General features: G+C 67.7%; 24 protein-coding genes. 16 read left to right on the forward strand and 8 right to left on the reverse strand.

The annotated features are described in order from the left end of the window. A partial coding sequence (locus AC5P67_RS19115; RefSeq protein WP_305099592.1) for a transposase occupies positions 1 to 92 on the reverse strand: 92 nt, incomplete at its 3' end. 90 nt (positions 93 to 182) lie between these two features. On the opposite strand from AC5P67_RS19115, the gene AC5P67_RS19120 reads away from it, so the two are divergent. From AC5P67_RS19120 to AC5P67_RS19135, 4 genes are all read left to right on the forward strand, one after another. After that, a complete protein-coding gene (locus AC5P67_RS19120) occupies positions 183 to 566 on the forward strand; it encodes a diguanylate cyclase (RefSeq protein ID WP_258009715.1) in 384 nt (127 codons plus the stop codon). A 68-nt stretch (positions 567 to 634) separates the two neighbouring features. Further along, entirely contained in the window at positions 635 to 2,161 is a 1,527-nt protein-coding gene (locus tag AC5P67_RS19125; protein WP_059035833.1) for an alpha/beta hydrolase, read from the forward strand. Continuing rightward, complete coding sequence (locus AC5P67_RS19130) at positions 2,158 to 2,904, forward strand: ABC transporter ATP-binding protein (RefSeq protein ID WP_005411560.1); 747 nt, start codon at positions 2,158 to 2,160, stop codon at positions 2,902 to 2,904. Before AC5P67_RS19125 ends, AC5P67_RS19130 begins: the two co-directional genes overlap by 4 nt. Then, positions 2,901 to 4,085, forward strand: coding sequence for an ABC transporter permease (locus tag AC5P67_RS19135; protein ID WP_012481564.1), 1,185 nt, complete (start codon positions 2,901 to 2,903; stop codon positions 4,083 to 4,085). The genes AC5P67_RS19130 and AC5P67_RS19135 overlap by 4 nt, the downstream gene beginning before the upstream one ends. A 34-nt stretch (positions 4,086 to 4,119) precedes the next feature. Here the strand turns inward: AC5P67_RS19135 and AC5P67_RS19140 are convergent, their stop codons facing one another. Both AC5P67_RS19140 and AC5P67_RS19145 read right to left on the reverse strand, forming a co-directional pair. Further along, entirely contained in the window at positions 4,120 to 4,818 is a 699-nt protein-coding gene (locus AC5P67_RS19140) for a transposase (RefSeq protein WP_012481563.1), read from the reverse strand. 100 nt (positions 4,819 to 4,918) lie between these two features. Then, on the reverse strand, positions 4,919 to 5,716 hold the full coding sequence (locus AC5P67_RS19145; protein ID WP_076739702.1) for a helix-turn-helix domain-containing protein: 798 nt from the start codon (positions 5,714 to 5,716) through the stop codon (positions 4,919 to 4,921). Positions 5,717 to 5,793: 77 nt separating this feature from the next. Between AC5P67_RS19145 and AC5P67_RS19150 the strand changes: the two genes are divergently transcribed. Continuing rightward, positions 5,794 to 6,048, forward strand: coding sequence for a hypothetical protein (locus AC5P67_RS19150; RefSeq protein WP_059035827.1), 255 nt, complete (start codon positions 5,794 to 5,796; stop codon positions 6,046 to 6,048). Between the two features lie 82 nt (positions 6,049 to 6,130). Here the strand turns inward: AC5P67_RS19150 and AC5P67_RS19155 are convergent, their stop codons facing one another. Together AC5P67_RS19155 and AC5P67_RS19160 are read right to left on the reverse strand one after the other, a co-directional pair. Further along, positions 6,131 to 7,135: an energy transducer TonB gene (locus AC5P67_RS19155; protein ID WP_005414830.1), complete on the reverse strand. Its 1,005-nt coding sequence runs from the start codon at positions 7,133 to 7,135 to the stop codon at positions 6,131 to 6,133. A 202-nt stretch (positions 7,136 to 7,337) separates the two neighbouring features. Continuing rightward, positions 7,338 to 7,958 carry a TIGR00645 family protein gene (locus AC5P67_RS19160; RefSeq protein ID WP_005411554.1) on the reverse strand — a complete coding sequence of 207 codons (621 nt, stop codon included), beginning with the start codon at positions 7,956 to 7,958 and terminating at the stop codon, positions 7,338 to 7,340. A 112-nt stretch (positions 7,959 to 8,070) separates the two neighbouring features. On the opposite strand from AC5P67_RS19160, the gene AC5P67_RS19165 reads away from it, so the two are divergent. The 4 genes from AC5P67_RS19165 to AC5P67_RS19180 all read left to right on the forward strand — a co-directional run bounded on the left by AC5P67_RS19165 (position 8,071) and on the right by AC5P67_RS19180 (position 13,755). Further along, positions 8,071 to 8,760, forward strand: coding sequence for a glutathione binding-like protein (locus tag AC5P67_RS19165; RefSeq protein ID WP_076739703.1), 690 nt, complete (start codon positions 8,071 to 8,073; stop codon positions 8,758 to 8,760). A gap of 162 nt (positions 8,761 to 8,922) precedes the next feature. Then, entirely contained in the window at positions 8,923 to 11,148 is a 2,226-nt protein-coding gene (locus AC5P67_RS19170; RefSeq protein WP_076739704.1) for a S9 family peptidase, read from the forward strand. A gap of 25 nt (positions 11,149 to 11,173) precedes the next feature. Continuing rightward, positions 11,174 to 11,689, forward strand: coding sequence for a cytochrome c oxidase assembly factor Coa1 family protein (locus AC5P67_RS19175; RefSeq protein WP_088912421.1), 516 nt, complete (start codon positions 11,174 to 11,176; stop codon positions 11,687 to 11,689). Positions 11,690 to 11,955: 266 nt separating this feature from the next. Next, positions 11,956 to 13,755 carry a DUF885 domain-containing protein gene (locus AC5P67_RS19180; RefSeq protein WP_005411550.1) on the forward strand — a complete coding sequence of 600 codons (1,800 nt, stop codon included), beginning with the start codon at positions 11,956 to 11,958 and terminating at the stop codon, positions 13,753 to 13,755. A 171-nt stretch (positions 13,756 to 13,926) separates the two neighbouring features. Here AC5P67_RS19180 and AC5P67_RS19185 read toward each other — a convergent pair whose 3' ends face one another. Beyond that, a complete protein-coding gene (locus AC5P67_RS19185; RefSeq protein ID WP_005411549.1) occupies positions 13,927 to 14,385 on the reverse strand; it encodes a hypothetical protein in 459 nt (152 codons plus the stop codon). A 184-nt stretch (positions 14,386 to 14,569) separates the two neighbouring features. On the opposite strand from AC5P67_RS19185, the gene AC5P67_RS19190 reads away from it, so the two are divergent. The 4 genes from AC5P67_RS19190 to AC5P67_RS19205 all read left to right on the forward strand — a co-directional run bounded on the left by AC5P67_RS19190 (position 14,570) and on the right by AC5P67_RS19205 (position 17,169). Further along, positions 14,570 to 14,818, forward strand: coding sequence for a hypothetical protein (locus AC5P67_RS19190; RefSeq protein ID WP_005411548.1), 249 nt, complete (start codon positions 14,570 to 14,572; stop codon positions 14,816 to 14,818). A 122-nt stretch (positions 14,819 to 14,940) separates the two neighbouring features. Beyond that, a complete protein-coding gene (locus AC5P67_RS19195) occupies positions 14,941 to 15,858 on the forward strand; it encodes a bestrophin family protein (protein ID WP_005411547.1) in 918 nt (305 codons plus the stop codon). Between the two features lie 19 nt (positions 15,859 to 15,877). After that, a complete protein-coding gene (hemB, locus tag AC5P67_RS19200; protein ID WP_005414824.1) occupies positions 15,878 to 16,867 on the forward strand; it encodes a porphobilinogen synthase in 990 nt (329 codons plus the stop codon). Positions 16,868 to 16,899: 32 nt separating this feature from the next. Continuing rightward, positions 16,900 to 17,169, forward strand: a complete 270-nt coding sequence (locus AC5P67_RS19205) for a hypothetical protein (RefSeq protein ID WP_005411545.1) — start codon at positions 16,900 to 16,902, stop codon at positions 17,167 to 17,169. Positions 17,170 to 17,251: 82 nt separating this feature from the next. Here AC5P67_RS19205 and AC5P67_RS19210 read toward each other — a convergent pair whose 3' ends face one another. Continuing rightward, positions 17,252 to 18,115 carry a hypothetical protein gene (locus tag AC5P67_RS19210; protein ID WP_495215109.1) on the reverse strand — a complete coding sequence of 288 codons (864 nt, stop codon included), beginning with the start codon at positions 18,113 to 18,115 and terminating at the stop codon, positions 17,252 to 17,254. A 49-nt stretch (positions 18,116 to 18,164) separates the two neighbouring features. Between AC5P67_RS19210 and aroE the strand changes: the two genes are divergently transcribed. The 3 genes from aroE (at position 18,165) to dinG (ending at position 21,637) form a co-directional block, all read left to right on the forward strand. After that, complete coding sequence (gene aroE / locus AC5P67_RS19215; protein WP_033833778.1) at positions 18,165 to 19,010, forward strand: shikimate dehydrogenase; 846 nt, start codon at positions 18,165 to 18,167, stop codon at positions 19,008 to 19,010. A gap of 3 nt (positions 19,011 to 19,013) precedes the next feature. After that, positions 19,014 to 19,367, forward strand: a complete 354-nt coding sequence (locus tag AC5P67_RS19220) for a hypothetical protein (RefSeq protein WP_005411542.1) — start codon at positions 19,014 to 19,016, stop codon at positions 19,365 to 19,367. Between the two features lie 167 nt (positions 19,368 to 19,534). Then, positions 19,535 to 21,637: an ATP-dependent DNA helicase DinG gene (dinG, locus tag AC5P67_RS19225; protein ID WP_005411541.1), complete on the forward strand. Its 2,103-nt coding sequence runs from the start codon at positions 19,535 to 19,537 to the stop codon at positions 21,635 to 21,637. 130 nt (positions 21,638 to 21,767) lie between these two features. Here dinG and ilvD read toward each other — a convergent pair whose 3' ends face one another. After that, on the reverse strand, positions 21,768 to 23,606 hold the full coding sequence (gene ilvD / locus AC5P67_RS19230) for a dihydroxy-acid dehydratase (RefSeq protein WP_076739706.1): 1,839 nt from the start codon (positions 23,604 to 23,606) through the stop codon (positions 21,768 to 21,770). Positions 23,607 to 24,031 lie beyond the last annotated feature (425 nt).

Below are 24,031 nucleotides of genomic sequence, written 5' to 3' on the forward strand. Positions count from 1 at the left end.
CCGTGGCGACGGGCAATGGCTTTGACCGATGTGGAGGTCTTGCAGGCCTCTTTGGCGACCTGCAGTTTGAAACGTGCGTCATATCTGTTCATGTATCCCTCGGGGTTGGATCTGACGTCCAACTCCCGGGGGTCACTTCACCTCAGCGTGCTTGGCTTCCTGCTCTGCATCGCTGGGGCCATCTGGCCGGAGACGAGGTACTGCGCCACTTCGCTGCGTTGATGCAGCACGGTTTGCAGGGCCATGAGACGCTGCTGGGCCGCTACGGTGGCGAGGAGTTCGTGCTGGTGCTGGCCGGCAGCACGCAGGCGGAAGCGATGGCGCGGGCTGCGGCGATCCGTACCGCTCTGCAGCAGAAGCTGGCGCGACTGGCCACCGGGGCGGTGACGTTCACTGCCAGCATCGGCCCGGCGATGGACCACGGCCAGGGCGAGCTGTCCACGCTGCTGGCAGCGGCAGACGCGGCGCTGTACCGGGCCAAGGCCGCCGGCCGCGATCGCCTGGCCTGCGCCACGCCTGCGGAGATTTCGCGTCTGCCCATCGCCGACGACGCCGTGCCCGTGTAAGTTGAGTCACATCTTCCGCGGCAGCCCGTCGTGGTTGCCAGGAACGTCCTCCAGGGGAAACGAGCACGATGCAAAGACACCACCTCGCGTTGGCCGCAGTGTTGGCCAGCCTGATGCTTGCCGGATGCAGCCAGTCACCGTCACCCGGCGCCGAAGGCGCCAGCGATGCACCCAGCCGCCGTTTCGGCACGATCGACTTCCAGCCCTGCACGCTGTCCACGGTAGGTGCCAGTGCCAACGTGGAAGCGCAGTGCGCCACCCTGCAGGTGCCGGAGGACCGGGCCCAGCCCGCTGGCCGGCGCATCGGCCTGCGCATCGCCTGGCTGGAATCGGGCAGCAGCGGCTCCAGCCAGCCTGACCCGGTGTTCTTCCTGGCCGGTGGCCCCGGCCAGGCCGCCAGCGAAGTGGCCGTCATCGTCGATACCGCGCTGCGCCAGGTGCGCAAGCAGCGGGACATCTTCCTGGTCGACCAGCGCGGCACCGGCGGCTCCAACCCGCTCAGCTGCCTCGGCGCGGACGGAAAGGAACTGCCGATGGACGAGGACGCGGCGCCCTCCGAGGCCTTGCTGCGCGACTATGCCCAGCGATGCGCGGCTTCCCTGCAGGGACGTGCGGACGCACGTTTCTACACCACCACCGAAGCCATTGCCGACCTGGACGCGGTCCGCCAGGCCTTGGGCGTGGACCGGGTCAATCTGATCGGTGCGTCCTACGGCACCCGCGTGGCCCAGCGCTATGCGGGTACATATCCACAGCACACCCGCAGCATCGTCATCGATGGCGTGGTGCCGAATGAGCTGGTGGTGGGCGGCGATTTCGCCAGAACGTTCGAAGACGCGATCGCCCTGCAGTCGGCGCAGTGCCGCAAGGACGCTGCCTGCAGCAGGCGCTTCCCGACCGATACCCGTGCGCAGCTGCGTAGCGTGGTCGAGACCCTGCGCCGTGCACCGGTTCCGGTCGAGTATCGCGATCCCGGCACCTACGACACCCGCAAGGATGTGCTGACACCGGACAGCGTGGTGGGCCTGGCGTTTGCGTTTTCCTACGTACCCCAGTACGCCTCATTGCTGCCGCTGGTTCTTGATGAAGCCGCGCACGGCCGCTACGCGCCGCTCGCCTCGTTGGCGCGCGGTGCGAACCGCAGCATGGATTTCCAGATCAACCGTGGCATGCACTGGTCGGTGATCTGCAGCGAAGACGCGCCGCGCTACCAGGCGCCGGCCGAGGATCCCGGGCGCCTGTTCGGCAACGACGTGGCAAGTTCCTTCTTTGCCGCCTGCCCGGCATGGCCGCACCGGCCGGCACCGGCAGCCAATGCCGTGCCGCTGCGCAGTGACGTACCGGCGCTGCTGTTGTCTGGTGAACTGGACCCGGTGACCCCGCCGCGCTATGCCGAGCAGGTCCTCAAGGGCCTGCCCAATGGACGCGCGCTGGTTGCCCGTGGCCAGGGCCACGGCACGCTGACCGCCGGCTGCATGCCGCGCCTGCTTGGCCAGTTCATCGACACGACCGATGCCAAGGCGCTGGATGCCGGCTGCCTGGACACGCTGAGCTACGTGCCGGCGTTCACCTCGTTCAACGGATGGGAACCATGATCGTCGCCGACAACCTGCACAAGGCCTTCGACACCCGCACCGGCCGTATCCAGGCCGTGTCCAACGTCGGCTTCCGCGCCGAGGATGGCCGCATCACCGGCCTGCTGGGGCCCAATGGTGCCGGCAAGACCACCACCATGCGCATGCTGTACACGCTGATGACCCCCGACCAGGGCAGCATCAGCGTCGATGGTGTCGATGCTGCGCGCAATCCGGTGGAAGTGCGTCGCCATCTCGGCGTGCTGCCCGACGCGCGTGGCGTCTACAAGCGCCTGACCGCGCGTGAGAACATCGCCTACTTCGGCGAACTGCATGGCCTGTCGGCCGAGCGCATCCGCGAGCGCATCGAGGTGCTGTCGCACGCGCTGGACATGGGGGACATCCTCGACCGCCAGACCGATGGCTTCTCGCAGGGCCAGCGCACCAAGACCGCGATCGCCCGCGCACTGGTGCACGACCCGCGCAACGTCATTCTCGATGAACCGACCAACGGCCTGGACGTGATGACCACCCGCGCACTGCGCCGCTTCCTGCTGGGCCTGCGCGAAGAAGGCCGCTGCGTGATCCTGTCCAGCCACATCATGCAGGAGGTGGCTGCGCTGTGCGATCACATCGTGATCATCGCCAAGGGCACGGTGATGGCCGCCGGCAGCGCCGATGAACTGCGCGCGCAGTCCGGCGAATCCAACCTGGAGGATGCGTTCGTGAAACTGATCGGCAGCGAAGAGGGCCTGCACGCATGAGCATGATGTCGACCCTGATGACGGTGATGCGCAAGGAGCTGCGTGACCTGTCGCGCGACCGGCGTACGCTGGCGCTGACCCTGCTGTTCGGGCCGCTGCTGTACCCGCTGCTGATCCTGGGCATGGGCAAGCTGTCCGAAAGCCGCGTGCGCACGCAGATCGAGCAGCCGCTGCAGATTCCCACCATCGGCGCCGAACATGCGCCGAACCTGGTGCGCTTCCTGGCTGCCCAGGGCCTGAATACCGCTGCTGCGCCGAAGGACCTGGCCGAGGCCATCCGTTCGCAGGACATCGACGTGGCGCTGCGCATCAGCCCGGACTTCGGCAGGGACTGGGCCGATGGCAAGCCGGCGCTGGTGGAGGTGATCAGTGACAGCACACGACGTGCCGCCGAGGTGCCCACTGCGCGCCTGCAGGCGGCGTTGGCCACGTACAACGGCCAGGTAGGGGCGCTGCGGCTGATGGCGCGGGGCATCGACGCCCAGGTCGCACGGCCGCTGGACGTGGCCAGCCAGGACATGGCCAGTGCCGAAGCCAAGCGTGGCCTGATGCTGTCGGCGTTGTTGCCGATCCTGCTGACCCTCACCTCGTTCCTCGGTGGTGCCTATCTGGTAATGGACACCACCGCCGGCGAGCGTGAGCGGCAGTCGCTGGAGCCGCTGCTGGCCACGCCGGGGTCGCGCAGTGCCATTGTCAGCGGCAAGATCGCCGCCGCCTGCATGGTCGGCTTTGCGTCGCTGCTGTTGACCCTGGCCGCGTTCAAGGTGAGCGCGCAGATCGCCCCCGGCAACATTGGCCGCCAGCTCAACATGAACATCATGGCGATGGTGCAGATGCTGCTGGTGATGCTGCCGATGCTGCTGATCGGCACCTCGCTGCTGACCTTCCTGGCCGCAGCGGCCAAGAGCATGAAGGAAGCGCAGAGCCACATGACCTGGTTGATGCTTCTGCCGATGCTGCCGGGCTATGCGCTGATCGCCTACCCGGTGAAAAGCCAGCTGTGGCAGTACGCCGTGCCGTTCCTGTCGCAGAACCAGATGCTGCTGAAGGTGATCCGCCACGAGACCATCACACCCGCGGTCTGGGCCATCTACCTCGGCGCCAGCCTCGGCCTGGCCGCCGTGTTGTGGTTCGCCGCCGTGCGCCGTTATCACAACGAGCGCCTGGCCATCTCCGGCTGACCGCAAAAAGGGGACGGAGGGGATTAAGTCGTTTCTAACCCTCCGCCCCCTTCTTCTGAGGGCGCCCCCGCTTGCGCAGCATCACGGGGCGACCCAGCGTCCGTTCCACCATTCGCAGGTAGGCTGCATTTCCCAACGGATGCTGCCCGGCACTGTGCGCACGGATTGCCGGCAGGTCAGCGGACGCGTTCATGTCCTGCAGAAACTCCGCATAGAGCATTCCCCGCTGTCGCTGGGTCTGGGCGAGCGCCTGGAATGCGGGATGTTCCGTCAGCATCGGATCGTGGCGCCGCTGCAGGTTTCCATGCACGCTCGACCATGGGTGATCTTCCGGGGCGGCAGTCATGCCTGCACGAACCGGATTGAGTTCGATGTAGCGATAGACGCTGAGCAGATAGGCGTCGCTGTCCACCATCGAAGAATGGAAGCGGCCCTGCCAGAGCGGTCCGCTGCGCTGATGCCGCTGATTGAACGCCTGGACATAGTTGTTGCCCTGCATCCGCATCGCATTCGCCAAGCCAACACGCGTGGAAGGTGTGGCCAACAGATGAACGTGATTGCCCATCAATACGTAGGCATGCAGTGCGACCTGATGCTTCAGGAACGCGCTGTGCAACAGGTGCAGAAACAGCTGACGGTCGATATCGTCAACGAAGATCGCCCCCTTGTTCACACCGCGCTGGGTTACGTGGTACGGCTGTTCGGCCAACATCAGGCGTGCTTGTCGAGGCATGGCAGTTCGGGGCTTCAAGAATTCATCAGACTGCCGCCTCCGTGACCTTGAAGGGCATCAGGCGATGCCGCGAGATGGCGTGGGGGAGGGCAGAAGCGACTTAATCCCCTCCGTCCCCTTTTCCATACCGCGCAGGCGTCACCCCCATCTCGCGCTTGAACACGGCGATGAAGGCGCTGGGCGTGTCGTACCCCATCGACAGCGCGACGCTGATCACCGGCTCGCCGGACAGCAGGCGTGGCAGCGCCAGCAGCACCCGCAGGCGTTGCCGCCACTGGCTCAGCGTCATGCCGGTCTCGGCCAGCCAGTGGCGGGCCAGGCTGCGGCCGGACAGGCCACTGCTGGCGGCCCAGTCCTCGACGCTGCGGTTGTCGTGCGGCGCGCGAGCCAGCGCGGCGGCGATCCGGCCCAGGCGCCGGTCACGCGGTTGTGGCAGGGCCAGCGGCAGCGGCGTGCTGGCGGCAATCTCATCGGCGATCACGCCGGCCAGGCGTGCCTGCGCAGCATCCAGTGGCGCATGGGGCCATTGCAGCGCACGTGCTGTCGCCGCCTGCAGCAGCGCATTGGGCTGGAAGATGCGTGGTGTGGCGGGCAGACCCAGGCAGGCCTCCGCGTTGAAGTACAGGCTCCAGCCATTGAACCCGTCTGCGCCCAGCAGCGCGTGGGGCAGCAACGGCGGTATCCAGGCGACGTGACCTGCGGGCAGCAGCCAGTGCAGGTCGTCGGCGGCGATCCGCAGCAGCCCCTGGTACGCACCCAGCAGCTGCCCACGCGCATGTCGGTGGCGGGCCGTGCGACGCTTGCCGAGCTGGTGCAGCCGGGCCGCCAGCACCGACGGTCCATCGGTGGCATCGGCCAGCGCGGGGGCGAGCAATGCGGCGGTTGTCTGATCTGCCATATCGATTGGCAGTTATACGGCAGAAACGTCGCCTCCGGGCCCCGACACTGGGGCCCACTTCAACGGAGCGCTTCCCCATGCAGCCACACGACATCCTCCCCGACCATCAGAACGACGTGCAGGTGAACGGCCTCACCGTGCGCAAGGGCAGTGTCGGCGCCTTCCTGGCCAGCGTCCGTGACTGGCAGGATCCCGCCAGCGATGTTGCCACCCGTTCCGCTGCGGAAGCCGACCTGCGTGCGCTGCTGCCGGGCCTGCACGCGCTGGGCCTGTTCCAGGTGCTGACGGCGCGCGATCCGGCACTGCAACACCTGATCGATGGAGTGGCCTGAAACGGACAAGGCCCGGACATGCCGGGCCTTGGCGTCATTGCAGGGGCAGAAACGACTTAATCCCCTCCGTCCCCTTTTTCGTTCAGTTGTTGCCCGGCGCGAACACCAGCGTACGGCGGGTGGTCACCGGCGCGCTGACCGGCTCGAAGCGCCAACGCTTGACCGCGTTCAGGGCTTCACGGTCGAACACGCGTCCCGGCGTCGCGCGCAGCACGCGAGCGTTCACCACCGAGCCGTCAGTGCCGACGGTGATCTCCACCAGCACTTCGCCGGAGGTTCCCGAACGCAGCGCTTCGCCCGGATAGCGCGGCGCCGGTGTGCTGACCGGGCGCAGGGTGGGCGCTGCCGGTGCGGCGGCCTGGCGTGCGGCGCTGGCCTGCTGGGCGGCAGCCTGCTGCTGCTTCTGCTCGGCCTCGCGGCGGGCGGCGGCCTGGCGCTCGGCTTCCTGGCGCTCGTTGTCGCGGCGCGCGGCATCCTGCTGCGCGGCAATCTGCTTGGCGGCGTCGGCTTCCTTGGCGCGCTGCTCGCTCAGGCGCTGCTGCTCGGTCTGCTGCTTGCTGCGGTCCTCGGCGTCCTTCTTGGCCTTCTCGGCTTCCGCTTCGGTGCGCTTGGCTGCGTTCTGCACGCCCTTGGCCAGTCCGTCCTTCAGGCGCGGCAGGGCCGGCGCGGATGCATCCACCTTCTCGATCAGTGCCACCAGGCGCTGCGCTTCGGTGTAGTCCTCGCGGCCCAGGTGTTGCTCGGCGGCGATCAGGGTGTACGGCAGCAGGTCGGTCAGTGCGCTCTTCACCGAGGCGTCGTCCGGCGTCTTGTCACGCAGGGCGAGGTAGTACTCGATGGCGTTGTCGCCGGCCGGTGCATACATGCGGTTCTCGCGCAGCGCCTGGCTGGCCGACTCGCGCAGCTGCTCGGTGCCCATGGACTGCACCTTGGCAGCAACCGCCGGTGCGGCGGGTGCGGCAGCGGCAGGCGCCGTGGCGGCAGCAGGCGCTGCGGATTCTTCCTTGCCCGAGCAGGCGGCCAGTGCCAGTGCCAGGGCAACCGGCAGCCACCGGCGCGCGGCGGTGATCGTTGAGACGTGCGACATCCTGCTCCCCTCTAGAAGACGACGTGACGTAAATCATTGATACGCATGGCCGGGACCTGCGGTCCGGGCGCGGCAGGGTGACGTTTCCCGACGCCACCGCCGGCAACGGCGAGGGTGCAATCTAGCATCCCGGCCACCGCCGCGCACAAGGGACGGTGGCCGGAATGGGGCAGCGGCGGTCAAGCCGCTGGTGGAGGCGACCTCAGTGGTCGTGTGCCTTGTCGTGCGACTTGCTGTGGCTGTTGGACATCAGCTTGTCGGTCCAGGCGATGCCGATCGCCGACAGGATGAACACGCAGTGGATGATGGTCTGCCACAGCACGCCATCCTGGGTCAGCATCGAGCAGCGGGCGACACCGATGTTGGCAGCGGCCACGCTCATCTGCTCCGGCGTGCACAGCGGGATGCCGCCCAGCGCACCGCTGGCGATGAAGGTCTTCAGCAGATGGATCGAGGAGATGCCGATGATCGCCATCGCCAGCTTCACCTTCAGCACGCTGGCGTTGACGTGGCTCAGCCATTCCGGCTGGTCCGGGTGGCCTTCCAGGCGCAGGCGCGAGACGAAGGTCTCGTAGCCGCCGACGATCACCATCACCAGCAGGTTGGAGATCATCACCACGTCGATCAGGCCCAGCACGATCAGCATGATCTGCTGCTCGCCCATCGACACCGAGTGCGAGATCAGGTGCCACAGTTCCTTGCCGAACAGGAACACGTAGACGCACTGCGCCACGATCAGGCCCAGGTACAGCGGCAGCTGCAGCCAGCGTGAGGCGAAGATCAGCGTGGACAGGGGGGAGAGCGGCGGGCGGTTTGCACTCATGCGAGGGATGCTGCGTTGCGGGGGAGAGGCGAGGTTACCGGCCCGCCATGACGGTGCCAACCCAACTCACGCACTAGACTTCAGGTTCCTTTCCGCACCCCGAGCCGCCGCCATGATCGACCTGTATTACTGGCCCACCCCGAACGGCCACAAAGTGACCCTGCTGCTGGAAGAAACCGGCCTGGAATACCGCATCCACCCGGTCAACATCGGCTCGGGCGACCAGTTCAAGCCGGAATTCCTGGCGATCTCGCCGAACAACAAGATGCCGGCCATCGTCGACCAGGCACCGGCCGATGGCGGTGCTCCCCAGAGCGTGTTCGAGTCCGGCGCGATCCTGCTGTACCTGGCCGAGAAGACCGGCCGCTTCCTGCCCAGCGACCCCCGCGGCCGCGTCACCACCCTGGAGTGGCTGTTCTGGCAGATGGCCGGCCTGGGCCCGATGAGCGGCCAGATGGGCCACTTCAACGTATACGCGCCTGAAAAGATGCCGTATGCCATCGAGCGCTATGACAACGAAGTGCGCCGCCTGCATGGGGTGATGGACAAGCGCCTGGCCCAGCACGCCTTCCTGGCCGGCGACGAGTACACCATCGCCGACATGGCCAGCTACCCGTGGATCGGCGCCTACGACAAGCTGCCGGTGGATTTCACCGCGTTCCCGAACCTCAAGCGCTGGCATGAAGCCATTGCCGCACGCCCGGCCACCCAGCGGGCCTATGCCCTGCGCCAGCAGGTGAACCCCAACGCCGGCAAGCCGCTCAGCGACGAAGAGCGCAAGCACCTGTTCGGCCAGCGCTGACCGCCTCGGGGTCGGATCCCTTTGCAGCGCGAAGGGCTCTGACCCCAGCACCGCGGCATGGGCAGAAGGTCATGCTGCCTTCCCGCACGGGCTTGGTTAGGATGGGGGACGACCGCTCCGCGTCCATCGCGGGGGCGGACCTGCCGTTTGCCGGGATCCTCCATGCGCCACCTGTTCGCTTCGCTCGCCCTCATGCTCGCCACCAGTACCGCCGCCCACGCTGAAAAGCTGACCCTGGAAGCCATCACCGGCCCGTTGCCGTTGTCCGGCCCAACCCTGATGAAGCCGAAGGTGGCGCCCGACGGTTCGCAGGTCAGCTTCCTGCGCGGCAAGGACAGCGACCGCAACCAGCTGGACCTGTGGACCTACGACATCGACAGTGGCCAGACCCGGTTGCTGGTTGATTCCAAGGTGGTGCTGCCCGGCACCGAGACCCTCAGCGACGAGGAGAAGGCCCGCCGCGAGCGCCAGCGCATCGCCGCGATGACCGGCATCGTCGATTACCAGTGGTCGCCGGACGCGCAGCGCCTGCTGTTCCCGCTGGGCGGCGAGCTGTACCTGTACGACCTCAAGCAGCAGGGCCAGGCGGCGGTGCGCCAGCTGACCCATGGTGAAGGCTTCGCCACCGACGCCAAGCTGTCGCCCAAGGGCGGCTTCGTCAGCTTCATCCGCGGCCGCAACCTGTGGGTGATCGACCTGGCCAGCGGCAGGCAGCTGCAGCTGACCCGCGACGGCAGCACCACCATCGGCAACGGCGTTGCCGAGTTCGTCGCCGATGAAGAAATGGACCGCCACACCGGCTACTGGTGGGCACCGGACGATTCGGCCATCGCCTTCGCCCGCATCGACGAGGCACCGGTGCCGGTGCAGAAGCGCTACGAGGTCTACGCCGACCGCACCGATGTGATCGAACAGCGTTACCCGGCCGCCGGCGACGCCAACGTGCGCGTGCAGCTGGGCGTGATCGCACCGGCTTCCGGCGCGCAGCCGCGCTGGGTCGATCTGGGCAAGGAACAGGACATCTACCTGGCCCGCGTGGACTGGCGCGATGCGCAGCACCTGAGCTTCCAGCGCCAGTCGCGTGACCAGAGGCAGCTGGACCTGGTGGAAGTGGCACTCGATTCCAACCGCCAGCGCGTGCTCGCCCACGAGACCAGCCCGACCTGGGTGCCGCTGCACAACAGCCTGCGCTTCCTCGATGACGGCAGCGTGCTGTGGTCGTCCGAGCGCACCGGCTTCCAGCACCTGTACCGCATCGACAGCAAGGGCAAGGCCACCGCGCTGACCCACGGCAACTGGCCGGTAGACGAGCTGCTGGCGGTCGATGAAAAGGCTGGCAAGGCCTACTTCCGCGCCGGCATCGAGACCTCGCGCGAAAGCCAGATCTACGCGGTGTCGCTGCAGGGCGGTGAGCCACAGCGCCTGTCGAAGGCGCCGGGCATGCACAGCGCCAGCTTCGCCCGCAACGCCAGCGTCTACGTGGACAGCTGGTCCAACAGCACCACGCCGCCGCAGATCGAACTGTTCCGCGCCAATGGCGAGAAGATCGCCACCCTGCTCGAGAACGACCTGGCCGATCCCAAGCATCCGTATGCGCGCTACCGCGATGCGCAGCGCCCGGTGGAGTTCGGCACGTTGATGGCTGCCGACGGCAAGACCCCGCTGAACTACAGCCTGATCAAGCCGGCCGGCTTCGATCCGTCCAAGCGCTACCCGGTGGCCGTGTACGTCTATGGTGGCCCGGCCAGCCAGACCGTCACCGACAGCTGGCCCGGCCGTGGCGACCACCTGTTCAACCAGTACCTGGCCCAGCAGGGCTACGTGGTGTTCTCGCTGGACAACCGTGGCACCCCGCGCCGTGGCCGCGACTTCGGTGGTGCGCTGTATGGCAAGCAGGGCACGGTGGAAGTGACCGACCAGCTGCGCGGCGTGGCCTGGCTGAAGCAGCAGCCATGGGTGGACCCGGCGCGCATCGGCGTGCAGGGCTGGTCCAACGGCGGCTACATGACCCTGATGCTGCTGGCCAAGGCTTCGAACCAGTACGCCTGTGGCGTGGCCGGTGCGCCGGTGACCGACTGGGGCCTGTACGACAGCCATTACACCGAACGCTACATGGACCTGCCGGCGCGCAATGAAGCGGGTTACCGCGAAGCGCGCGTGCTGACCCATATCGATGGCCTGCGCTCGCCGCTGCTGCTGATCCACGGCATGGCCGACGACAACGTGTTGTTCACCAATTCGACCAGCCTGATGAGCGCGTTGCAGAAGCGTGCACAGCCGTTCGAGCTGATGACCTACCCGGGTGCCAAGCATGGCCTGTCCGGCGCCGATGCCCTGCATCGCTACCGCGTGGCCGAAGCCTTCCTGGGACGTTGCCTCAAGCCCTGATCCAGCAACGGGAAGGAGCCCGCCGATGACCCTGCCACCGCCGATTCCCGCCCATGACCCGGCATCCGCCGGTTGGTGGTGCCGCCACTGGCGCTGGGCGATGCCGTTGACGGTGGTGCTGGTGCTGGGTGGTGCAGGGGGTGTGGTGACCTGGAGCGTGCTGCGCTGGAGCGAGGCGGCACGCGAGAGCCCGCCGATGCGCGAGGCGCTGCGGCGGGCGGGCTGCAGTATTGAACTGGTGGAAGCGTTCGGTGAGCCGTTGAACATCGAGTCGATGCCGCTGGGCAGCATGCAGACTGCGATCAACGGCCAGCGTGATGTCGGCCTGACCGTAGCCCTCGAAGGACCGCATGCGCACGGGCGGTTGTTCGTGCAGGGTACCCGTCGCGATGACGTGTGGGACTACCCGGTGATGTACGTGTTGGGCGAGGACAAGCAGACCTTCGACCTGACGGCGCTGGATGACGACGAGGCCGCGCAGGAGTGTGAGCTGAAGGCCTGCCGTGATCGCGGCGAATGCCCGCTGACCGCCGTGCTCTGACCTCCGGGCGCAGGCGACTGCGGGACGTCGACTGGGTAGAGTCGACCGGGTAGGGTCGACCGGGTAGAGTCGACTGTCAGTCGACTGCTCTTCGATCAGACAGCGAAAACCCCCGCGCTGCGCGCGATGGTCGACTGACAATCGACTCTACTCCCGCCAGGTTTCCGCGGAGCCCGGCTGCACAACCAGCCCGCCATGACTTCCCGCCGATTGTCGCCATCGCCGTGAGCGCGTAGGGTGCGGGCAACCCTTTGCTGGAGTGTCCCATGAAGCCGATTGCGCTCGCCGTTGCCCTGGCCCTGACTGCCGCACCGCTGCTGTCCGCACCACCGGCGCTGGCGGCACCCTCCGCCAAGGCCGCCACCCCGGCCAGCCCGGCCTGGGTCGCCCGCAGCAATGCGCTGGCGCAGATTCTGCTGGACGCCCAGGGCCCGTTCCAGCCGGAGGAAACCGGCTTCTTCGGCGTGCCCGGCTACGACGACAAGGTGGCCGATCTCGGCCCGGACAACGGCAAGCGCTACCGCGCTGCCATGGCCAAGGCACGTGACGAACTGAAGGCAAAGCTGGCCGTCGAGAAGGATCCCAATGTCCGCCAGGACTTGGAAATCATGATCCACGCCGCCAGCCAGAACATCGAAGGCAGCGAGCTCAACGAGAAGTACCTGCTGCCGTGGAGCGATGCGCCGCAGACCGTGTTCAGCGGCCTCAACCTGCTGCTGTCCGACCAGGTGCCGGCCGAGCGCCGGGCCAAGGCGGTCGACCGCCTCAAGGCCTATGCCGGCCTGCAGCCGGGCGGCACCGCCTTCACCACGCTGGCGCGCCAGCGCTACGAGGAACGGCTGAAGGACAGCAGCCTGTTGCAGCCGACGAAGATTGAAGTGCAGCAGTCGCTGGACAACGTCGAGACCTACATCACCGGTATCGAGTCGCTGCTGAAGAAGTACCAGATTGCCGGCGCCGATGAAGCAATGAAGGCGCTGGCCGGGCAGATGAAGGACTACGCCGCCTGGACCCGCAAGGAGGTACTGCCGAAGGCACGTGCCGACGCACGCCTGCCGGCGCCGTTGTACGCCTACCAGCTCAAGCAGGTCGGCATCGACATCGACCCGAAGCTGCTGATGCAGCGCGCACAGCTGGAGTTCATGGAAACCCGCTCGGCGATGCAGCAGCTGGCACCGCTGGTGGTGAAGGACAAGGGGCTGAAGGTGGCCGACCCGAGCGATCCGGTGGCGGTGATCCGCGCGCTGAAGGCCGACAAGATCGCCGACGATCATCTGGAAGGCCACTACCGCAAGGTGATCGATGCGATCGATCCGCTGATCCGCGAGCACGCCATCGTGGACGTGCCCAAGCGCGCCATGCAGATGCGCCTTGGCTCGGCCGCCGAGAGCGCGGCCAGCCCGGCCCCGCACTTCCTGCCGGCCCCGCTGGTCAACAACACCGGGCAGCAGGGCACCTTCGTGCTGCCGCTGGGCAACCCGGCAGCGGGCCCGGGCGCGCAGTACGACGACTTCAACTTCGGTGCGGCAGCATGGACGCTGAGCGCGCATGAAGGCCGCCCCGGCCACGAGCTGCAGTTCACCGCGATGGTCGAGCGTGGTGTGTCGCTGGCACGCACCATGTTCGCGTTCAATTCGGTGAACGTGGAAGGCTGGGCGCTGTACGCCGAAGCCGAGATGGTGCCGTACGAGCCGCTGGACGGGCAGATGATCGCCCTGCAGTTCCGCCTGCTGCGCGCCGCGCGCGCGATGCTCGACCCGATGCTCAACCTCGGCCTGACCGACCGTGCCAACGGCGAGCGCGTGCTGATGGAGCAGGTCGGCCTGTCCAAGGCGATGGCCACCCAGGAACTGGACCGCTACATGGTGCGGATGCCGGGCCAGGCCGGTAGCTACTTCTACGGCTACACCCGCATCCTGGAACTGCGCATGCAGACGGAACTGGCGCTGGGTGCGAAGTTCGACCGCCTGGCGTTCAACAACTTCCTGCTCGACCAGGGCCTGCTGCCGCCGGACCAGCTGGCCGACGCGGTGAACAAGGTATTCGTGCCGAAGTACAAGCGCTGAACACCCTCCGGTAGTGCCGGCCGCTGGCCGGCAACCGGTGTTGGTAGATGCCGACCTTGGTCGGCGCTGTGGGTTCGTGCCAACCAAGGTTGGCACCCACCAGAGCGATGTGTTGGCTGTTGCAGGGATGTGCCGGCCAGCGGCCGGCACTACCCCGGTGACGCTGCTGCGTCACCGCTGCGGGGTAATCACCTGTGTCGGCAACCGCGCCGGCGGTGCCGGATTCGGCACCCAGATCGCGACGCCCGCGGCGCGCTTCTGCGTGGTCGGAATCCCGATGCCGACGCCACCACCGACGTGCGAGCCGAACGTGCCCGCGCCCACCGACATGCCTACCGGCGAACCGCTGCTGCCCACGCCCATCAGCACCACGCCGTTGGCGCCCAGCGCTGCGGCTTCACGCTTCAGGCGGGCCACGGCGGCGTCGGTCTGGCCCTGGGTGCCGAAGCCGACGGCGGAAGACGATTCCAGCTGGGCGATTTCCTGGGAGCCGGCCGGTGGCGTCGAATAGATCTGCACCAGCGCCGGATCGATCGGTGCGCGCGCGCGGCCCAGCATCACCTTGGAGGTGCTGGCACAGCCGGCGGCGACCAGCAGCGTGGCCGCCAACGCGGCCCAACGGATGTTCATGGCACTTCCCCTGCAGGACTGGTTGCGATGATCGGCGGGCCACTCTGAATCGGCGCCAACACCCGGGCCGGGGCACGCACGACAGCACGCTAGCACGGGCCGGGTGACAGCCCCGCCAATGGCAGTAGGCGGCGGCAACGGGAACGATTATGGTGGGGCCAGGAACCAACTGCGGGAGAGCGGCATGGGTGTGATCAGTCTGTTGTGGGGCGTATTGGCGCTGTTGTGGATGATCCTGGCGTTGATTCCGCTGCTGGGCTGGGGCAACTGGTTCCTGATCCCGTTCGCCGCGGTCGGTGCGGTCATCGCCGCGCTGGGCATCCTGTTCACCCACCCGAGCAAGCGTGGCCGGGCGTGGGCCGGGTTGGTCCTGAACGGTATCGTGGTGGTGGTCGGCATCCTGCGTCTTGGCCTGGGCGGCGGCGTGGTCTGAGCCCGGTCCCGGGTGCGACAGGGCGTCGCAGGCACACGGCCGATGGCCGGGCGGGGGCGTACAATGAATGGCTGCGCGAGCCCCCCGCGTGCCTGTGAATCCGCGCCCCGCGCGGCTGCCCCATGATCATCCGACCCCGTCCCCACGGCTGGCAACTTCTGTACATCCTGCGCGGTTCGATCGTCAAAGCGATCGCGCCGAAGGTGCTGGCCATCCTGATCCTGTCCATCGCCGTGGCTGCGGTGGTCGAACTGGCGCCCCCCACCGGCATCGAACGCGTGTCGGTGACCCCGTTCACCCTGCTTGGCCTGGTGCTGTCGATCTTCCTCAGCTTCCGCAACAGCGCCTGCTACGACCGCTGGTGGGAAGGACGCAAGCTGTGGGGCCAGCTGGTCTACGAATCGCGTTCGCTGGCGCGCCAGGTAAACCTGCTGCTGGCCGACGACGCGGGCCGTCGTCGTCGCGTCGCCTACCTCACCACCGCGTTCGCCCATGCGCTGGCGGCGCGACTGCGTGGTCGCATCGTCGCCCTGGCAGCACTGCCGTGGCTGGACAAGCGCCAGCGCGAACAGCTGGGCCAGCGCGAGAACGTGCCCGATGCACTGCTGGCGATGATCGCGGCCGAACTGGCGCATGCGCTGCGCGCCGGCCAGCTCGAGCCCATCCTCTACACCCAGCTGGAAGAGCGCCTGCACGCGATGTCGTCGATCCAGGCCGGCTGCGAGCGCATCCTCACCACGCCGCTGCCGTTCGCCTACACCCTGCTGCTGCACCGCTGCGCGTGGATGTTCTGCGTGCTGCTGCCGTTCGGCCTGGCCAGTTCGCTGGGCTGGGGCACGCCGGTGCTGTCGGCGGTGCTGGCCTATGCCTTCTTCGGCCTGGACCAGCTGGGCGAAGAAATGGAAGACCCGTTCGGCCTGGAGCCGAACGACCTGCCGCTGGACGCGCTGGTGCGCACGATCGAGATCGACCAGCTCGATGCGCTCGGCGAACGCCCGTTGCCCGAACCCCTGCTGCCGCAGGGCTACCTGTTGCAATAGCCACTCCTCGGAGCCTGCCATGTCCCACCCGCTGTACCGCCCGCGCCGCATGCGCCACGACGAGTTCTCGCGCCGCCTGATGCGCGAGAACACGCTGACCACCGACGACCTGATCTACCCGGTGTTCGTGCACGAACTGGCCGGCCGCACCGCAGTGCCGTCGATGCCGGGCGTGGAGCGGCTGTCGATCGAAGAACTGCTGAAGGTGGCCGAAGAGGCGCTGGAGCTGGGCATTCCGGTGATCGACCTGTTCCCGGTGATCGACCCGTCGCTGAAATCGCTGGATGCATCGGCGGCGTGGGCCGAGGACGGCCTGGCGCAACGCGCGATCCGCGCGCTGAAGTCGCGCTTCCCGGAACTGGGGGTGATGACCGATGTGGCGCTGGACCCGTACACCACCCACGGCCAGGACGGCATCATCGACGACAAGGGCTATGTACTGAACGACATCACCGTCGAAGCGCTGGTCAAGCAGTCGGTGTCGCATGCCGAAGCCGGCGTCGACATCGTTTCGCCGTCGGACATGATGGATGGCCGCATCGGCGCGATCCGCCGTGCGCTGGATGCCGACAACCACGTCAACGTGCGCATCATGGCTTACTCGGCCAAGTACGCCTCGGCGTTCTACGGTCCGTTCCGTGATGCGGTGGGCAGCGCGGCCAGCCTCGGCAAGGCCGACAAGAAGACCTACCAGATGGACCCGGCCAACGGCGACGAGGCCCTGCGCGAGATCGCGCTGGACCTGGAAGAGGGCGCCGACATGGTGATGGTCAAGCCGGGCATGCCGTACCTGGACCTGGTGCGCCGGGTGAAGGAAAAATTCGGCGTGCCGACCTTCGCCTATCAGGTCAGTGGCGAGTACGCGATGATGAAGGCCGCCTTCGCCAACGGCTGGCTGGACGAGCGCGCCTGCGTGCTGGAGTCGCTGCTGGGCTTCAAGCGGGCCGGTGCCGATGGCGTGCTGACCTATTTCGCGCCGCAGGTGGCGCGATGGCTGCGCGAGCGCTGACAATAGCGCCACGATAGACGGAGGACTGCGCGATGGGACCCGAACTGGGATGGATGCAATGGCTGATCTGGGGCACCGGCACGCTGGTGTTCGGCGCCATCATCGTCGGTGTCTTCATCGCCGCGTGGCGCGCGGGCAAGCGCCCACCGGAGCAGCTCTCCGCCGCCCGCCACGTGGCCCGTGAGCAGGCCCTGCCGGACAGCGTGCAGGCCGAGCTGGCCGCGCTGAACCAGCGCAAGGACAATGGCCAGCTGAGCGAGATGGAGTACGAGCAGTTGCGCGCCAAGGTGTTGTCGCGCTGACGGGCAATGCCCGGGGTCGGATCCCTTTCCGCAGGAAAGGGCTCTGACCCCTTCGCGGGCGCCATCCACGCGCGGCGTGGATCTACCGCACGCACCCGGCCACCGCCGCCACCTTCGGCACCGCCAACCGGTACACGTCCACGCCACCGGCACGCGGTGCCCTGGCCGCGCTGCTGGCCACCATCATTTCGCCTGGCTTGGCGTTGTCGATCACCGGCGCGCCGGTCCAGCCGCCGGTCTGGTTGAACGACAGTCCCAACGGTTGCAGGGCCGCGCCACTCCACGCGCAGCCGCTGCTCCACACCTGTGCGGTCGTGCCGTTGCCGCGGCTGAACACCACCGCGCCATCGTTGCCCAGCCAGTCGCCGTCGGTCTCGTCATCGGCGCTGTTCAACGCTGTCAATGCGGTGGCAGGGCCGCGCATGCCCTGCGCATCCAGCGTCGCCACGAACAGGTTCCAGCCGGCGCCACGGCCCTGTTGGCGGGCAAACAGCAGCCGCGTGCCGTCCGCGCTCAGGGCCGGCCCGCGCTCTTCGTGGCGTCCACCGTCGCCGGCCATGGGGTGCGCCTTGCCCAGCCGGCCATCGGCTTCCACTGCAGCCCGGTACAGCGCCAGCGCGCCTTCGCGGCCGGCGGCGAACAACAGCCAGCGGCCGTCGCGGCTGAAGTACGGATCGCGGGCCTCACCGGCCACGCCCACCGCCAGGGCCTGCGCCTGCTGCCAGCGGCCATCGACCACGCGCGCCTCCCACAGGCCCCAGCCGGCTTCGCCGCGGCGGGCGAAGACGATGCGCCGGCCATCGGCACTGATCGTGGCGCGGCCCTCGTCGGCACGGGTCGAGATCACGCCCATGCCTTCGATGCCGTACTCGTTCAACGCCATCGCCACGGGGGCAGAGAGTAGACTGGCGGCAAGCACCAGCAGGGGCAGGGTGATGCGCATCATCCGGTTCCATGCACGAACAGAGCATCAGTCTAGCCAGCTTGAGGATTCCATGACCGACCGTTACGCCGTCTTCGGACACCCCGTTGCCCACTCGAAGTCGCCGCAGATCCACGCGACGTTCGGTCGCCAGGAAGGCATCGCGGTGGATTACCGCGCGATCGACCTGGCCCCGGAGGCGTTCCTGGCCGGCCTGGAGGCCTTCGCCGCCGACGGCGGTGTCGGCGCCAACGTCACCTCGCCGCACAAGGAGGCCGCGTTCTCGGTGTGCACCACCCTGACCGCACGCGCGCGCCGCGCCGGTTCGGTCAACACGCTGCTGCGCAAGGGCGACCGCTGGCATGGCGACACCACCGACGGCATCGGCCTGGTGCGTGACCTGACCGACCGCCATGGCCTGGACCTGCGTGGCCGCCGCATGTTGCTGATCGGTGCCGGTGGCTCCGCGCGCAGCGTCGCCCCGGCGCTGCTTGATGCCGGCATCACCGAGCTGGTGGTGGTCAACCGCACGCCGGAACGCGCCGATGAACTGATCGATGCGATGGGTGAGCCGGGTCGCGCGATCAGCCGCTACTGGGAAGACCTGCGTGATCTGGGTGACTTCGAACTGATCGTCAACGCCACCTCGGCCGGCCGCGACCGCGACGTCGAGTTCAAGCTGCCGCTGTCGCTGGTCAACTCGATGACCACCGCCGTCGACCTCAACTACGGCGAAGCGGCGATCGCCTTCCTGGCCTGGGCGCGCGCCGCGGAGTGCCGCAATACGGTCGATGGCCTGGGCATGCTGGTCGAGCAGGCCGCTGAGAGTTTCCTGCAGTGGCACGGTGTGCGCCCGCAGACCGACGAGGTCTACCAGTCGCTGCGCCAGGGCTCGGCCGTGCTGGCCGGCGAGGACTGATCGATGGACGGCACAACCCTGCTGGTCACGGTGCTGAGCATGGTGGGCGTGCGCCTGCCGGTGCTGATCGCGCTGTGCGTGGGCCTGGTCTGGGTGGTCGGCGCACCGCGCGATGCCACCCGCACCGGTGCCCTGGTCGGCCTGCTGCTTTTGCTGCTGGCCAGCCTCGGCGGCATGGCGGCGGGCATCCTGCCGATGTGGATGGTCCGCAGCGGTGATTTCAGTGCCGTGTCGAGCTTGAGTGCCATCCTCGGCGTGCTGCATTTCGCGCTGGCGATGGTCGAGGCCATCGGTGTGGTGCTGGTGGTGTGGGCGCTGGTGCGCCTGCTGCGTACCCGTACGCTCCCGGCCGCCTGACCGGTCGCGCCGGGCCATGCCCGGCGTATCTGCCCCTGGGATGGTCCGGTCATTGGACCGGGACCGCCAGCGGGCGTCGTCGCTGGCCCGTTCAGGGTCCCAGCGGCGGTGAATGCGGCCGGCCATGCGACAATGCCCGGCCTGATCCAGCTACGGTAATTCCCGGCGTGACCGAAACCGTCGCCGCTCCGCGCACCCTCGATGACACCTTGAAGGACGCGATCCGCAAGGCGTACACGACGCTGCAGGCCAATACCCCCGGCTTTTCCACCCGTCGCTCGCAGAGCCAGATGATCGGCGTGGTGTCGCGTGCGCTGTCGAAAAGCGGTGGCGTCGGCGTGGTCGAGGCGCCCACCGGCGTCGGCAAGAGCCTGGGCTACCTCACCGCAGGCGTGCCGATCGCATTGGCCAGCAAGAAGAAGCTGGTGATCAGCACCGGCACCGTGGCGCTGCAGTCGCAGCTGGTCGAGCGCGATATCCCGAATTTCCTGAAAGCCACCGGCCTGGAGGCGACCGTGGCGCTGGCCAAGGGCCGTACCCGCTACCTGTGCACGCGCAATGCCGCCGAGGCGCAGGGCGAGGGCTCGCAGGGCGGCATGTTCGAGGATGACGCGCCGCTGTTCGACCGGCCGCTGGCGCCGATCGAAATGGACATCGCCAAGCGCCTGACCGACGCCTTCACCAGCGGCAGCTGGGATGGCGATATCGACAACGCACCGGAGACCATCAGCCCCGGCCTGCGCAGCCGCATCACCACGCCGGCTTCGGGTTGCGCCGGGCGCCGTTGTGCGTACTCGGCACAGTGCGCGGTGCTGCGTTCGCGCAACACCGTGCGTGACGCGCAGATCGTGGTCACCAATCACGCGCTGCTGCTGTCGGCGCTGTCGATCGGCGACAGCGACAACGGCCAGCCGTTGATCGCACCGCCGTCGGACATGCTGCTGGTGCTGGACGAAGGCCATCACATCGGCAACGTGGCGATCGACCAGGGCGCGGCCAGCCTGGCGCTGGACGAGATGGCCAAGCGTACCGGCCGCCTGCAGATCCTGATCGCCGGCGCCTACCGCGCGGTCGACAAGGATCGCCTTGGCAACCTGCTGCCGAACGAAGCGATCGAGGTGGCCAGCAACGTGGCCAAGCAGCTGCGCGCGTTCCGCGATCATATCGAGCGGGTGTGGATGCCGGCGCCGGCGGACGAAGAGCCGATGTGGCGCGCGGCCAATGGGCGACTGCCCGAGGCCTGGCGCGAGCCGATCGAGGCGTTGGCTGACGATACCCGCAGCCTCTACAACTGGGCGCACGCCGCCACCGCGCAGGTGGCCAAGGGCAAGCCGGACGATGCCGCGCGCGAGCGCCTGCAGCGCAACCTGGGCATGGCGCTGGAAATGATCGAGCAGCAGTACAACCTGTGGCAGGCCTGGCGTCGCGAAGACAAGGACGGTGCGCCGCCGATGGCGCGCTGGGTCACCGCCACCCGCGACGGCGACCTGGTGCTGCACGGCTCGCCGGTTTCGGCCGCGCACGTGCTGCGCAAGCTGCTGTGGGATGAAGTGGACTCGGTGGTGATGACCTCGGCGACGCTGACCGGCGGCGGCGATTTCCAGTCGCTGGCGATCGACAACGGCATTCCGGAAGAGGCCGAGATGGTCTCGCTGTCGTCACCGTTCGACCTGCCCAACCAGGCCGAACTGATCGTGCCGAAATTCCCGGTCACTCCGGACGACCGCGAAGGCCATCCGCGCGAAGTGGCGCGCTATCTCGACACCGAGCTGGACTGGGCCAAAGGCTCGATGGTGCTGTTCACCTCGCGCTGGAAGATGGAGAAGGTGGCCGGGCTGATGTCGGCCGCGCGCCGCAAGCAGGTGCTGGTTCAGGGCGAGATGTCCAAGACCCGCCTGATCGACGAGCACCTGCGCCGCGTGGCCGCAGGCGAGGGTTCGGTGCTGTTCGGACTGAACTCGTTCGGCGAAGGCCTCGACCTGCCCGGTGAAGCCTGCACCACGGTGGTGATCACCCAGGTGCCATTCGCGGTGCCGACCGATCCGCAGACCGCCACCCTCAGCGAATGGTTCGAGGGGCGTGGGCTGAATGCCTTCAACCTGATCGCCATTCCGCATGCGTTGCGCACGCTGACCCAGTTCGCAGGCCGCCTGATCCGCACTTCCACCGACACCGGCCGCGTGATCATCCTCGATTCGCGGCTGCTGACCCGCCGCTACGGCAAGCGCATCATCGACGCGCTGCCGCCGTTCAAGCGCGTGATCGGCTGACCGGTAGTGCCGGCCGCTGGCCGGAAAAAAGGGGACGGAGGGAATTAAGTCGTTTTAGGCACAAACGACTTAATTCCCTCCGTCCCCTTTTCCCAGATGCCGGCCAGCGGCCGGCATTACCGTATGGCGGTCAATCGCCCAGAAGCGCGGTGTTGCGTACGGCGCCCTTGTCGGCGCTGGTGGCGAGCAGGGCGTAGGCCTTCAGCGCGCTGGTGACCTTGCGTGGGCGCGGTGCGCGCGGCTTCCAACCACGCGCATCGGCGTCGGCGCGGCGCTGGGCCAGCGTGGTCTCATCCAGCAGCAGGTCGATGCGGCGGGCCGGAATGTCGATGCGGATGCGGTCGCCATCTTCCACCAGGCCGATGACACCGCCGCTGGCGGCTTCCGGCGAGACATGGCCGATCGACAGGCCGGAGGTGCCGCCGGAGAAGCGGCCATCGGTGAGCAGTGCGCACTGTTTGCCCAGTCCCTTCGATTTCAGATAGCTGGTCGGGTACAGCATTTCCTGCATGCCGGGGCCGCCCTTCGGGCCTTCGTAGCGGATCACCACCACCTCGCCCGGCTGCACTTCGTCGGCGAGGATGCCGGCCACGGCGGCGTCCTGGCTTTCATAGACACGCGCGGGACCTTCGAACACGTGGATCGATTCGTCCACGCCGGCGGTCTTCACCACGCAGCCATCCACGGCCAGGTTGCCGCGCAGCACGGCCAGCCCGCCTTCCAGCGAATACGCATGCTGCAGCGAGCGGATGCAGCCCTCGGCGCGGTCCACGTCCAGCGTCGGCCAGCGCGTGGCCTGGCTGAAGGCTTCCTGGGTGGGGATGCCGGCCGGGCCAGCCTTGAAGAACGTGTGCAGGGTGTCGTTGTCACTGCGCACCACGTCCCAGCGTTCCAGTGCTTCGGCCAGGCTGGCGCTGTGCACGGTCGGCACCGTGGTTTCGAGCAGGCCGGCGCGGTCCAGCTCACCGAGGATGCCGAACACACCGCCGGCGCGATGCACGTCCTCGATGTGGTACTTCGGCGTATTCGGCGCCACTTTGCACAGCTGCGGTACGCGCCGCGACAGCGCGTCGATGTGGGTCAGGTCGAAGTCGACCTCCGCTTCCTGCGCGGCGGCCAGCAGGTGCAGGATGGTGTTGGTGGAACCGCCCATGGCGATGTCGAGGGTCATCGCATTGGCAAACGCCGCCTGGGTGGCGATGCCGCGCGGCAGCGCGCTCGGGTCTTCGCCGCCATACCAGCGATGGCAGAGTTCGACGATCAGGCGGCCGGCACGGCGGAACAGCGCCTCACGGTCGGCGTGGGTGGCCAGCGTGGTGCCGTTGCCGGGCAGTGACAGGCCCAGTGCTTCGGTCAGGCAGTTCATCGAGTTGGCGGTGAACATGCCCGAGCAGGAGCCGCAGGTGGGGCAGGCGCTGCGTTCGAACGCTGCCACCTTCTCGTCGGAAGCGCTGTCATCGGCAGCCACCACCATCGCATCGACCAGATCCAGCTTGTGCTCGGACAGCTTGGTCTTGCCCGCTTCCATCGGCCCGCCGGAAACGAACACCACCGGGATGTTCAGGCGCAGCGCGGCCATCAGCATGCCGGGGGTGATCTTGTCGCAGTTGCTGATGCACACCAGTGCGTCGGCGCAATGCGCGTTGACCATGTACTCCACGGCGTCGGCGATGATCTCGCGGCTGGGCAGCGAATACAGCATGCCGTCGTGGCCCATCGCGATGCCGTCGTCCACGGCGATGGTGTTGAATTCCTTGGCGACGCCGCCGACCTGCTCGATCTCGCGCGCGACCAGCTGGCCGAGGTCCTTCAGGTGCACGTGGCCGGGCACGAACTGGGTGAAGGAGTTGGCGATGGCGATGATCGGCTTGTGGAAGTCGCCGTCCTTCATGCCGGTGGCACGCCACAGGGCGCGGGCGCCGGCCATGTTGCGGCCGGCGGTGGAGGTGCGGGAACGGTATTCGGGCATGGCTGGCGGAACGGGCAGGCCGTACGACGTGGGGGTCAGCCGATCATGGCCAATTTTTTCGGTTGCTGCTGCAACCACCGGGGAGAGAGCGGCAGGGCTGCGCCCTGCACCCGGGGTAGTGCCGGCCGCTGGCCGGCAACCTCAACAGCAACAGCTGGGCTATCCGTGGGATGGCGGGGTGGGTCCGGCTGCGGGGGACGGCGCAAGTACGTCCATGTAGCCTCGGTCGCGCCATCCATGGCGCTCACGCCCCCGCAACCGGACCCACCCCGCCTTCGACAGTTTCCTGCGATCTGACGGGGTCGGATCCCGTTGCTGCGCGACGGGCTCTGACCCCCGATTCCTGATTGGAGCGACGAAAATGAAAGTCCGTTCATCTTTCGGACTTTACCGATTCCGGTTGCTGGTCCGGATTTGGCATCATT

It is taken from the genome of Stenotrophomonas sp. YJH_SMC_21 (assembly GCF_059369555.1).